11 protein-coding genes are annotated in these 12,364 nt (G+C 62.7%); 4 read left to right on the top strand and 7 right to left on the bottom strand.

Going from position 1 to position 12,364, the window contains the following annotated elements; all coding sequences use genetic code 11:
* Positions 1-599 precede the first annotated feature (599 nt).
* From bioB to A4R35_RS19595, 7 genes are all read right to left on the bottom strand, one after another.
* A complete protein-coding gene (gene bioB, locus A4R35_RS19625) occupies positions 600-1,646 on the bottom strand; it encodes a biotin synthase BioB (RefSeq protein ID WP_112432388.1) in 1,047 nt (348 codons plus the stop codon).
* Positions 1,647-1,681: 35 nt separating this feature from the next.
* Positions 1,682-2,479, bottom strand: a complete 798-nt coding sequence (gene bioD, locus A4R35_RS19620; protein WP_112432386.1) for a dethiobiotin synthase — start codon at positions 2,477-2,479, stop codon at positions 1,682-1,684.
* Complete coding sequence (gene bioA, locus A4R35_RS19615; protein WP_223258417.1) at positions 2,476-3,843, bottom strand: adenosylmethionine--8-amino-7-oxononanoate transaminase; 1,368 nt, start codon at positions 3,841-3,843, stop codon at positions 2,476-2,478. Before bioA ends, bioD begins: the two co-directional genes overlap by 4 nt.
* 135 nt (positions 3,844-3,978) lie before the next feature.
* The gene (gene bioF, locus A4R35_RS19610) at positions 3,979-5,178 is read right to left on the bottom strand and encodes an 8-amino-7-oxononanoate synthase (protein WP_223258416.1); all 1,200 of its coding nucleotides are present in this window, start codon (positions 5,176-5,178) and stop codon (positions 3,979-3,981) included.
* Positions 5,179-5,340: 162 nt separating this feature from the next.
* Positions 5,341-5,883 carry a hypothetical protein gene (locus A4R35_RS19605; RefSeq protein ID WP_112432381.1) on the bottom strand — a complete coding sequence of 181 codons (543 nt, stop codon included), beginning with the start codon at positions 5,881-5,883 and terminating at the stop codon, positions 5,341-5,343.
* Positions 5,880-6,746 (bottom strand): class I SAM-dependent methyltransferase, encoded by an 867-nt coding sequence (locus A4R35_RS19600; protein ID WP_112432379.1) that lies wholly within the window; start codon positions 6,744-6,746, stop codon positions 5,880-5,882. Before A4R35_RS19600 ends, A4R35_RS19605 begins: the two co-directional genes overlap by 4 nt.
* Complete coding sequence (locus A4R35_RS19595; protein WP_112432377.1) at positions 6,743-6,922, bottom strand: hypothetical protein; 180 nt, start codon at positions 6,920-6,922, stop codon at positions 6,743-6,745. The genes A4R35_RS19600 and A4R35_RS19595 overlap by 4 nt, the downstream gene beginning before the upstream one ends.
* Before the next feature lie 314 nt (positions 6,923-7,236).
* On the opposite strand from A4R35_RS19595, the gene A4R35_RS19590 reads away from it, so the two are divergent.
* The 4 genes from A4R35_RS19590 to A4R35_RS24400 all read left to right on the top strand — a co-directional run bounded on the left by A4R35_RS19590 (position 7,237) and on the right by A4R35_RS24400 (position 12,268).
* A complete protein-coding gene (locus A4R35_RS19590) occupies positions 7,237-8,349 on the top strand; it encodes a helix-turn-helix domain-containing protein (RefSeq protein ID WP_189362067.1) in 1,113 nt (370 codons plus the stop codon).
* A 357-nt stretch (positions 8,350-8,706) separates the two neighbouring features.
* Positions 8,707-9,873: a helix-turn-helix domain-containing protein gene (locus A4R35_RS19585; RefSeq protein WP_189362065.1), complete on the top strand. Its 1,167-nt coding sequence runs from the start codon at positions 8,707-8,709 to the stop codon at positions 9,871-9,873.
* 91 nt (positions 9,874-9,964) lie between these two features.
* Complete coding sequence (locus A4R35_RS19580) at positions 9,965-11,077, top strand: helix-turn-helix domain-containing protein (protein WP_189362063.1); 1,113 nt, start codon at positions 9,965-9,967, stop codon at positions 11,075-11,077.
* A 24-nt stretch (positions 11,078-11,101) separates the two neighbouring features.
* Positions 11,102-12,268, top strand: a complete 1,167-nt coding sequence (locus A4R35_RS24400; protein WP_189362061.1) for a helix-turn-helix domain-containing protein — start codon at positions 11,102-11,104, stop codon at positions 12,266-12,268.
* Positions 12,269-12,364 lie beyond the last annotated feature (96 nt).

Raw genomic sequence — 12,364 nt, 5'->3', positions numbered from 1 at the left:
CCCTAGCCAGCTAAGCCAGATCCTTTTTCCGTACCATCCCACTTCCACCAAAGCCGGAGCTGGTTTCGCTCCTCCCCTAGTCAGCCCCATCTCAACCGGGGGTGGGGCTGACCCCCATACCTACCACACACCAAAGCTGGTGTTACCATGTCACTCGACGAACTGATCGCTGAACTCCAACAGATCGGCGCCGCATCCACTCGCTCTCATCCAAGAAGACCGCAAGGCTCTCCTGGCCCACATCCACGCGCGGCAACCCTCAGCTCTACTACCAGCTGGCAGATCACGCCAGTGCTCAGCTGAGCGACGTTGATACGCTCCTGTCCCTCCTGGAGCAGGTCTACAGCGCTTCCGACGCCGAACACCTGCGCGCTCCTGCTTCCCTATCTACCTGCCAGCGAAGGCCGCTTCGAAGGCGCATTCCCAGGCAGGGAGCAGCGCCTAAAGCCAGCGTCGGGTCGGCCTCCTCAGACTCCCGCAGCGATAAAAAAAGTGCCCGCTCTATCGGCCAGGACAGAGCGGGCGCCTTGTCTTCCATCTTTCAGCCTTGCAGCCGCAGGCTGGCCACCCAAGTCCAATGGAACGGTCTGATCTAGCCCTCAGCGCTCCCCACTCCCTGGCGTCTCGCCACACACCGGAGCCGGCTCCACCTCTCCCAACGCCTCAGGCCCATGCTCCTCGATCTCAAAACCCAGATCGCGAATCATCTGCCATGTCTCCTCATAGTGCTGCCCAGGCGTCGTCAGATAGCCCGAGACAAAGACCGAATTGGCCACATAGAGCGCCAATGGCTGCAAAGAACGCAGATGCACCTCTCGCCCCGCCGAGACGCGAATCTCCTGCTTCGGATTGGTCAGGCGCATCAGGCAGAGAATGCGTAAACAGTCATAGGGACGTAAATAGCGCGTGTTCTCCAGCGGCGTTCCCGGAATCGGTAACAGGAAATTCACTGGGATCGACTGCGGCTCCAGCTCGCGCAAGGCCAGCGCCACATCAATAATATCCTCCAGCGACTCACCCTGACCAAAGATCGCCCCACTACAGAGATGCAGGCCCGCCCGCCGCGCCGCCTGCAGCGTCTGCCAGCGATCCTCATAGGTGTGCGTTGTACAGATAGACGGATAGTAGCGCTCGCTGGTGTTCAAGTTGTGGTTGAGCTGCTCCACTCCCGCCTCATACAGCTGGCGGGCCTTCTCCTCCGAGATCAGGCCAACGCTGCAGCAGATAGCAATATCTACCTCTTCCTTGATGCGCCGCACAGCCCGCACCAGAAAGTCGATCTCTCGATTGTTGGCCCCACGCCCACTAATGACTATACAGTAGCGTCGACAGCGCGCCTCTTTCGCCCGGCGCGCCCCCTCTAACAGGCGTTCCAGACTGACCAGCGGATAGCGCTCGATGGCCGCCCGCGAAATACTCGACTGCGAACAGTAATGGCAATCCTCGGGACAAATCCCGCTCTTGGCGTTGATGAGCATGTGGAGATGCACACGCCGACCGCAGAAAGTGCGCCGCACCCGATAGGCGGCTGCCAGTAGCTCTAACACCTGCTCATCCGGGCAGGTCAGCACAGCACGACACTCCTCGCGCGTGAGCACCTCCCCATCGATGGCCTTATCAGCCAGGTGCTGGAAATCGACGAGCATTGATTGTCTCTCCTCCCCAAACGGCTTGCTGATCATCAGGCGCCCGCATCATTGAGCGGCTCGGTTGGAATCCCCTCCCCCGCCGCGGCTGCCGCTTCTGCAGCGATTCCCTCGCCCTCGGCGATGTCAAGCGCCATGCCCTCTAGCAATTTGGCAGATAGCAGCCGACTGCCAGCTGCCGTCAGGGCCTCCTCGCTCAGGTCGGCGAGATGGGGCAAGGGACCATACAACGGCACCGGACACCAGCGCCGCAAGGCGTCGGCATTGCGGCGGACCGCTGGATCACTTTCGTCGAGCGGGACCGGATGATTGAGGACAACGCCCAGCACGCGCGTCCGTCGGCTGGCTACCGCTACGGTCAGGCAGCTGTGATTGATGACGCCAAGGACGTTGCGAGCAACGACCAGCAGCGGGAGTTCCAACGTGACAGCCAGATCAAGCATGGTCTGCTGGGCCGTCAGCGGCACCAACAGGCCGCCAGCTCCCTCGACAAGCACCACGTCATGGGTCTCCAGCAGCTCCCGATAGCAGCGGACGATCTCGGCCAGCTCGATAGTGACCCCAGCCTCTTCCGCCGAGAGGGCCGGCGCCAGCGGCAGCGGCAAGGCATAGGGTACCACCAGCTCCAGCGGGGCCGTACAGCGCGCCGCCCAACGCAACAACTGGGCATCGTGCGCGCCTTCACGCCCCTGCTCCGGGGGACAATCGGTCTCCGCCGGCTTCATCACCCCAACGCGCAGCCCGCGCTGCACCAGGGCTGCGGCCAGAGCCGCCGTGACAATGGTCTTGCCAACTCCTGTATCGGTGCCAGTGATAAAGCAGGCCCATTTCATGAGAGCACTTCCTCCGCAACTTTCTCTATAGCAGCATAGGTGATGTCCAATAAGCGCACTAGCTCGGGATGCGAAATCGCCAGCGGCGGCATGATCACCAGAACATCGCCAAGCGGGCGCAAGATCAGACCACGCTTCCGCGCCTCCTTGATAACGCGCACGGCCACCCGCTGCTCGGGCGGGAAAGGCGTCTTCGTCTTCCTGTCCCGGACCAGCTCGATCCCAACCATAAAACCGCATTGGCGAATGTCCCCCACAATTGGCAGGGCGCGGAAAGAGCGTAGCCACTCCTCCATCAGGGCGATGCGCAGCTCCAGCCGCTGCAGCGTCTCCTCCTGCTCGAAGACTTTCAGGTTGGCCAGGGCTGCTGCACAGGCCAACGGATTGCCGGTATAGGTGTGGCCGTGGTAGAAGGTGCGCCCGGGACCAAGGAAGGCGCGATAGACCTCTTCCGTGGTCAGAGTCGCAGCCAGCGGTAGATAGCCCCCGGTCAGGCCCTTGCCGATGGCCATCAGGTCTGGCTCAATACCCTCATGCTCGCAGGCGAACATCTTGCCGGTGCGCCCGAAGCCAGTGGCGACTTCGTCAGCGATGAAGAGGAGGCCGTGGCGCTTGGCGATCTCCCAGACGGCACGCGTGTAGCCCTTGGGATAGACATAGATACCCGCCGCCGCCTGGACCAGCGGCTCCATGATGACCGCCGCCAGCTCGTGTGCATGGGTGCTGATGACCCGCTCCACCTCTTCGAGACAGGCCATCCGACATGACGGATAGGTCTTCTGCAGATGACAACGGTAGCAGTAGGCGCTGCGGGCCTCAACGTGAGGGAAGAGCAAGGATAGATAGGAATGGCGATACATTTCGATGCCGCCGACGCTCATAGCGCCGACGGTGTCGCCGTGATAGGCGCTGTGCAGGGCGAAAAATTTGGTGCGCTGCGGCTGTGGTGAAGGACACTGCTGCCAATACTGAATAGCCATCTTCAGGGCGATCTCGACTGCGGCGGCCCCGGTGTCGGAGTAAAAGACGCGCTGCAGGCGCCCTGGCGCGAGATCGACGAGCCGCTGCGCCAGTTCGATGCCAGGCGGATGGGTCAGGCCGAGAAAGGTGGTATGGGCGACGCGCTCTAGCTGCTCGCGAATGGCCTGATCAATGGTCGGGTGACGATGCCCGTGGATGTTGACCCACAGCGATGAGACGCCGTCAAGATAGGGATTGTTATCGCTGTCGATGAGATAGCAACCATCGGCGCGCTCGATGACAAGCTGGGTTTCCGCCTCCCAGTCGCTTTGCTGGGTGAAGGGGTGCCAGAGGACGCTTTTGTCGAGATTCTGCCAGCGAATGCTCTCGCTGTGAGAGGCCATAGCTTCTCCTTTCTCCTCCGTAGTATCTCTTTCCATCTCTCTGCCGGCACGTGCAGACTTCCACCTCTCCTGCGCTCTGGCCTGCTTCGGGCTGCTCAGGCAGAGCCTGCTTCAGCTCTGCTGTGCCTTACGCTCTCAGCGGAGCAGCTCCAGCTCGTGCCCGACACGCTCGAAGGCTTCGAGGGCAAAATCGAGGTCGCTGCGCTCGTGCACAGCCATGACGCTGGCCCGGATACGCGCCATGCCCGCTGGCACCGTCGGCGGACGGATGGCAACGGCGAGGACGCCATAATCTTGCAGGCGCGCCGCCATCTTGAGGGCCAGCCCGGCATCGCCGACGAGCACCGGCACAATATGGGTGCTGGAGGTCAGGGTGTTAAAGCCGAGGGCTTGCAGTCCCCGACGCAGGTAGGCGGCGTTGGCCTGAAGGCGCTCGACGAGCACGGGTTGCTCTTCAAGGAGAGTGAGGGCGGCCAGGGAGGCGGCGATGACCGGCGGCGGCAGGGCAGTGGTGAAGATGAAGGGGCGCGCGACGTTGACCAGGTAGTCGGTGAGCAGGGCGGGGCCAGCCACGAAGGCGCCGAAGCTGCCCAGGGCCTTGCTGAGAGTGCCAACGGCGATGACGCCCTCGTCGTCGCAGGCGACGGCAGCCAGCAGCCCGCGCCCGCCCGGTCCCAGGCAGCCGGTGGCGTGGGCTTCGTCGACGAGCAGCAGAGCGCCGTACTGACGACAGAGGGCGATCAGGTCCCCCAGGGGAGCGATGTCGCCATCCATGCTGAAGACGGAGTCGGTGACGACGAGGATCGTGCGATACTGCCCGCTGCTCCGCGCCTCGGCCAGCAGGCGCGCGACGGTATCGCTGTCGTTGTGCGGGTAGACTTTGCAGGTGGCACGGCTGAGGCGGCAGCCGTCGATGATGCTGGCGTGGTTGAGGGCATCGCTGAGGATGAGGTCGCCAGGGCCAACCAGGGCGGTGATGACGCCGACGTTGGCGACGTAGCCGCTGTTGAAGAGGAGGGCGCTTTCGCTGCCTTTGAAGTGGGCAAGGCGCCGCTCTAGTTCGGCGTGGAGGTCGCTACTGCCGGCGATGAGCCGCGAGGAGCCGGAGCCGCAGCCGTAGCGCTCGCTGGCCTGGCTGGCGGCGGCCTTGAGGGCCGGATGGGTGGCCAGGCCAAGGTAGTTGTTGGAGCTGAGATTGAGCAGGCGGCGCCCATCGCGCTCTAGCCAGGGTTCACTGCTCCCCAGCTCTGGGCGCAGCCGCCGATGGAGTTGGGCTTCGCGCAGGGCCTGCAGGCGCGCGCGCATGAAGTCCAGGGGCCTGCCCTCTTGCATCATTCTACCTGTCCCCCTCGATCACCTGCTGTGTTGTCTCTGGCTTGCTCTGCCTCGTGGCCCCGGTTGCGCTGCGCTGGCGAAGGCGAGGCGCTGAGGCGACACGGTTGGTCCTATTGTAGCGGAGCCGGACCCAGCCTGGCAAGGGTACTTTTGGCAGCCGCGTCAGTTAAGGCTCTCGCGCCGCGGCTGATCGCGCAGGGTTCTCCCAAGGCGCCGCAGCAGGCTGCGCCCAACGCGCAGCTCGAGGGGCAGGTCTCTGGCTTTCAGGCCCCGGCAGGAGCGTCTCAGAAAGCTCTCGACCAGGCCCAGCAGCCAGCGGATCTGATGAATCTCCGGCTCTGTGAAATAGACCAGGAGGGTCGCCTGACTGGCCATCGCTTGCTGACAGCGCCTCTCTAGAAGCCTGAGCACCTCCTCTATTTCTCGCATGCCGCACAGGGTCCCCTGCTCGCTTTCGCTGAGCTGCCGGGCCATGCGACCTTGCAGCCAGAGCACTTCTTGTGTCTGGAGCCAATGCTCCCAGCAGGCTTGTCCGCTAGGGGAGAGCATGGCAAAGAGCTGCTCCTGCAGTTCGGCTAGCAGGCGCCCGGCAAGAACCCATTCAACCAGGGTGGCCAGTGGAAACTGTGGCATGCCGGCCAGCAGCGAACGGCGGCGCGGGCGTCTCGGCTGGCGCCCTTGAGGAGATGGACGACGCCGGCTCATGGTTTGCGCCCCCAGACGGCTATTCCTCCGCTGCTGGTGCGCAGGCGCTCCCATTCCTGGGGCAGGGCGGCGAGCGTCTCGGCCACCTGCTCGCGAGAGAGATGGTTGACGGCGGCAAGCTGCGGCCCCAGGGTCCGCAAAGCGCTCAGGATATCTTCGCGGAAGAGGGGAGCGCCCTGCCGGCGTCCAAAGAGGGGCATCTGGAAGCGTAGGGTGTGTGGCTGTAGGCCGCGCTCGTGCAGCCAGTGAGGCAGGTTCAGGGCCGCATCCAGGCGCAGGCCACGCCGTTCCAGGAGGGCGCTGAACCAGGCGCGGACCTGCTGGTGAAGCGCTCCTTCGTTGCAGGTATCACCAGTAGCTTCGATCAGTTCAAGCCAGCCACCGGGCCTGGTGATGCGCAGCAGGTCGTCGAGGATGCCGGGCCAGGCGGTGAGGGGAATGGCGGTTGCCAGAAAGCGCTGATGAACGTAGTCAAAGTGGGCTTCGGGGAAGGGCAGGCCGGCCAGCAGATCAGCCTGAACTGGCTGGCAGCGGGGAGGGAGCGGCTGACGCAACAGGGAGAGGTCTTTGTCGAGGGCAACGAGTCGGGCGTGGGGCCAGCGGCGAGCGGCTTCGCGCAGCCAGACGCCGGTTCCACTGCCGACGTCCAGGATCACGCCCGGCTGCTCAATGGGCGCCAGGAAGTGGGTGCCGAGCAGTTGGCGCAGGGCGAAGTGTTGCAGCTCAAGGCGGGCCTGTTCCCGGCGCGAGCGCGGCAGGGCATAGGTCTCGGCGGGACCGGGGCCGGCGGCGTTAGCGCCAGTTGCGGCGACGGCAGGGGGGCTGGCGGCCCCCAGCAGATGGGTGAGCCAGGTCCAGATCATGCCTGCCCCTCCTCCCGCTCGGAGAGCAACCGACGCAGGATGGTGGCCCACGACGCTCGCTCGCTACGCGGCAAGACGATCGGCTGCTTGAGACAGAGACTGCGGCAGAGGCAACGCTCGCAGGGCGGCTGTTTGGGTGCTCCGCTTGAGAGACGGGGCTGGGGCGCGGTGGCCATACTGCAGTTTCCTCCTTTCTTTGACTGACCTCTTGCTCCAGAGTAAGTCGTACCTCCGGTTGATCAGATATACGTAACCTTGCTTCTTTGCAGCTGACTCGTGTTATACTAAGCGAAGAACACCATCGAGAGCGCCTGATCTGGTGAACGACCTGGCAGTACGCCAGCGCCGGCCATCCCGCCAGGATACGCTGCGATCTGCCTCCGCCAGCTGGATCATCCTCTCTGAGGATACGCGCGACCCGTCGCCTGGCAACAGGCACAGCTTGCGTTCTCTCTTGTGCAGCATGGAGATCGATCAGGAGGAAGCACCCGTGAAGCCACCCCGTCAGCCTGTCTCGCTCGCTGGCCAGTTCCTCAAGCGCTATCGGCAGCAGCACCATCTCACTCAGGAACAACTGGCCGCCCTCTTGCACGTCGAACCTCGCACGATCCGCGCCTATGAGACGGGCGAGCGCCAGCTCAGCAATATTCACGAGTTGCGACGCATCGCTGACTGGCTCGGTGTCCCTCCCGAGGCACTGGGCCTGGCTCCTCAGCCACTCCCTCGCTCCCCCTACGAGCTGGCCGATCTCCTTCAGCACGCTGTACAGCTCATCGATGTGGCAGAGGCGGCTCGCGCCCGTGCTGTGATTGAGCAGGTACTCTCTACCCTTTCCCTCCCAGAGCAGCACGATCCTTCTTCACTCCAGATGCTTGCCCGCACCTACTACGTCGCCGCCTTCGTTCTGCTCAGAACGACCACCACTCGCGAATGGGAGCGCGTCTTAGAGCTTTATCAGCAAGTAGAAGCGATTGCGCGCCAGCTCCAGGAGCCGACCCTCCTTCATTTAGCGCTGACCTACCAGGGAGATATCGAGCGACGTCGAGGAAGGCTTGTGCAGGCCGCACAGTATCTGGAAGCCGCCCAGACGTTACCAAACGTTCCCGATCCTGTGCGAGGCAACGGCCTCCAATTACTGGCGCGCGTCTATCTGCGTCGCCAGGATCTGCAGGCTTTCGACTCCGCCATGAAGCAGGCCGAAGCCCTCGCACCTGCGCAGCTCACCCAAACGCTCTTCGATCTTCCTCTCCGCTATAGCCGTGGCACCGTCTACGAAGAGTACGCGCGTAGCTGCGCTGACCTCGGGCAATCTCAGCTCGCCTTCCACTACCTCGACCTTGCTCAGCACTCCTTGCCCGCTACCCGCTTCTGGGAGCTGATGCTGCTCACCGCCCGCATCATCGTCCTCGTCAAGGCCCACGAGTTCGACGCTGGCACCTCCCTCGCCCTTGATCTCCTCCCCGAACTCAAACAGAAAGGCCTCCAGCGCTTCCTTGACCGTCTCCACTTCGTTCAGCGCTACCTCGACCAGCTTCAGCAGCAGGCCGGACGCGCCAGCCGCTCTCTCGCCGACGCCCTGGCCGAGTCTGCCCCCGATTACTGACGCCGCAGAGAGGAGCCTGCCGCCATGGTATCTGAGCACATCTTCGGCCACCTCATCTGCACCTACCGTCGCCTCCGCGGCTGGAGTCAGACCGACCTGGCCCAACGTTTCGACAGCGCTCGCAGGGCGGCTGCTTGCGCGCTACGTTTGAGAGACAGGGCTGGGGCGCGGTGGCCATACTGCAGTCTCCTCCTTTCTACTTGTCACTATCTTCCTCGAACGACTATACTGTCCATCGAGATAGTCAGATGCTTTTCTGACTTATATCATAGCAGGAATATCAGGATAGCAACGGTACTACATGTTCCTTGCGACGGCACACTATGCTACCTGTCAGAAGCGGAGGAAGCCTTCGTGATGTTACCCAAGAATACGTTCGGCCACCTCATCCGTACCTACCGCCGCCTCCGCGGCTGGAGTCAGGCCGACCTGGCCCAACGCTGGGGCTACAGCCGTGAATATGTCTCCCAGATCGAGCGTGGCCAACGCAAGCTCGACAGCCTCCAGCAGGTCCTGCGCCTCGCCGACCTCCTCGGCATCCCTCAAGACCAGCTCGACGCCATCGGACGTGGCATCCCTCGCCGCTCCATCCCGATCCAGCGCCCCGAACAAGCTGATAGCGCCATCCTTCAGATGCTCCTTGCCCCAAGCCGCGACATGGTCCAGCTCTCTTACCTGCTCTGGATCGCCGATCAAGCCCCCTCTCTCGAAGACAAGCTCCACGACCTCGTCTCTCAGCTCGACCAGGCCCTCATCTCCTACCACGGCGACCTCCTCAAACCCGCTCAGCAGCTCCTCGCCTACGCTCACCAGATGCTCGGACGTATGGCCGTCGACCGCCTCGACCTGGCTGCCGCCGCCGGCCACTTCTCCGAAGCCGTCGCCCTCGGTGAGGAGCTTCGCGACCCCGACCTGCTCACCATCGGCATGGTCTATCAAGGCAGCCTCCTGCGCAAGCGCGGACGCTTCTCCACTGCCATCCGCTGCTTCGAGGCCGCTCACCAGTATCTGCAAGGGGCCAGCACCGCCACCCAGGGCATGTACTATGTCAACTTCTCGACCGTCTACGCCGATAGCGGCCAACACGAGCCATTTCTGCGTTGCATCGACCAAGCCCTCGATCTGGCCACGACCCACAAGGAGAGCATCGCAGGACTGGCCAACGACTTCAGCCTCGATGACGTTCTCTGGGCCAAGGCCGGTGGCCTGGCCGAACTCTGGAAGCCCGCTGAAGCCCTTAAGATCTATGAGCAAACGGATAAATTGCGTCCATTCAGACCACTGCGAGAACTTGGTGCATATCTGATCGATAAGGGAGAGGCTTTCTTACGTCTGGGAGAACTAGATGAGGGAATCTCTCTGTCCTTGAAAGGGATAGAACTAGCCACCTCCTATCAGTCAAGACGTCAGCTAGGCTGGATCGAAAAAACGTATCAGCGTTTGCGCGTCCTCCCCATCGGGAAGGATAAACGTCTTGATACTTTGAAAGACGCCTTGTCTGAGGCCAGGAAGAAGCTAGAATAACCAGGAGGATACGCGCGATCCGTCGCCTGGCAACAGGCACAGCTTGCGTTCTCTCTTGTGCAGCATGCAGACCCATCAGGAGGAAGCACCCGTGAAGCCGCCCCGTCAGCCTGTCTCTCTCGCCGGCCAGTTCCTCAAGCGCTATCGGCAACAGCACCATCTCACCCAGGAGCAACTGGCCGCCCTCTTGCACGTCGAACCTCGTACGATCCGCGCCTATGAGACGGGCGAGCGCCAGCTCAGCAATATCCACGAGCTGCGACGCATCGCTGACTGGCTCGGTGTCCCTCCCGAGGCACTGGGCCTGGCTCCCCAGCCACTCCCTCGCTCCCCCCACGAACTGGCTGCTCTCCTTCAGCACGCCTGGCAATTGATGGAAGCAGCAGAGGTGGCTCGCGCTCGTGCCGTGATTGAGCAGGTACTCTCTACCCTTTCCCTCCCAGAGCAGCACAATGTCCTCTCTTTACAGGAACTGGCCAGCGCCTACTTCACTGCTGGCTACATTCTGCTCCGAGCGGCTCCTGTCGAGGAGTGGCATCGTGTACTCTCCATCTACAGAGAAGTAGAGGCAATCGCACAGCAGATACAGGCTCCTTCCCTCCTGAATTTGGCCCTGACCTATCAAGGGGATCTTTATCGACGGCTCGGTCGGCTGGATCAGGCGGCTGACCTCCTGCAAGCTGCTCTAGAGATCGCCAACGTGACCCCGGTAGCGCAAGGCAACAGCCTGCAGTTGCTGGCGCGCGTCTATCTGCGTCGTCAGGACCTGCAGGCTTTCGACTCCGCCATGAAGCAGGCCGAAGCCCTCGCACCCGAACGCTTTCGCCCCACAGTCTCCGGCCTCCCACTCTTCTACAACCGCGGGACTGTCTATGAAGAGTACGCGCGTAGCTGCGCTGATCTCGGGCAATCTCAGCTCGCCTTCCACTACCTCGACCTCGCTCAGCACTCCTTGCCTGCTACCCGCTTCTGGGAGCTGATGCTGCTCACCGCCCGCGTCATCGTCCTCGTCAAGGCCCACGAGTTCGACGCCGGCACCTCCCTCGCTCTCGATCTCCTCCCCGAACTCAAACAGAAAGGCCTCCAGCGCTTCCTTGATCGTCTCCACTTCGTTCAGCGCTACCTCGACCAGCTCCAGCAGCAGGCCGGACGCGCCAGCCGCTCCCTCGCTGACGCCCTGGCCGAGTCTGCCCCCGATTACTGACGCCGCAGAGAGGAGCCTGCCACCATGTTATCTCCGCATACCTTCGGCCACCTCATCCGCACCTACCGCCTCCAACGCGGCTGGAGCCAGGAAGAACTGGCCCAGCGCTGGGGCTACAGCCGCGAATACGTCTCCCAAATCGAACGCGGCCAACGCAAGCTTGATAGCCTCCAGCAGGTCCTGCGCCTCGCCGACCTCCTCGACATCCCTCAAGACCAGCTCGACGCCATCGGTCGCGGCATCCCACGCCGCTCCATCCACCCCCAACGCCCCGAACAAGCCGACAGCGCCATCCTTCAGATGCTCCTCGCCCCTGGCCGTGATATGGTCCAGCTCTCTTACCTGCTCTGGATCGCCGATCAAGCTCCCTCCCTCGAAGACAAGCTTCACGAGCTGGTCTCTCAGCTCGACTCCGCCCTCATCTCCTACCACGGCGACCTCCTCCGGCCCGCTCAGCAGCTGCTCGCCTACGCCCACCAGATGCTCGGTCGCATGGCCGTCGACCACCTCGACCTGGCCGCCGCCTCCGGCCATTTCTCCGAAGCCATCGCCCTGGCTGAGGAACTCCAGGACCCCGACCTGCTCACCATCGGCATGGTCTATCAAGGCAGCCTCCTGCGCAAGCGCGGACGCTTCTCCACTGCCATCCGCTGCTTCGAGGCCGCTCACCAGTATCTGCAAGGGGCCAGCACCGCCACCCAGGGCATGTACTATGTCAATTTCTCGACCGTCTACGCCGATCGCGGCCAACACGAGCCATTTCTGCGTTGCATCGACCAAGCCCTCGATCTGGCCACGACCCACAAGGAGAGCATCGCAGGACTGGCCAACGACTTCAGCCTCGATGACGTCCTCTGGGCCAAGGCCGGTGGCCTGGCCGAACTCTGGAAGCCCGCCGAAGCTGTCAAAGTGTTTGAGGAGACCGATCGACTCCGGCAATTCAGACCCCTGCGAGAACTTGGCGCTTATACTATTAATAAAGGCAAAGCCTACTTTCGGCTTGGAGAACTTGATGAGGGTCTTCAGCTTGTCTTGAAAGGTCTAGAGCTAGCAACCGAATATCGCTCAGCACGTCAAATTGGCTGGGTAGAGCGTATCTATATGCAAATGAGGACCCTCCCTATTGGGAAGGACAAACGACTTGATGCCCTGAGAGAGGCTTTGCTTGAAGCCAGGAACAAGCTAGGATAACGGGGCCAGGGTCGCTCAGGACGAGGGACGGGGCAGGCGCTGCCGGCAGTCTCCGCCGCACAGCAGTCCTTGCCCTGCGCCTTGATGAACCCTGCC

Source organism: Thermogemmatispora tikiterensis, from assembly GCF_003268475.1.
GTDB lineage: Bacteria > Chloroflexota > Ktedonobacteria > Ktedonobacterales > Ktedonobacteraceae > Thermogemmatispora > Thermogemmatispora tikiterensis.
Note: the sequence above shows the minus strand (reverse complement) of the source record. Positions and strands in the feature narration are given on the sequence as shown.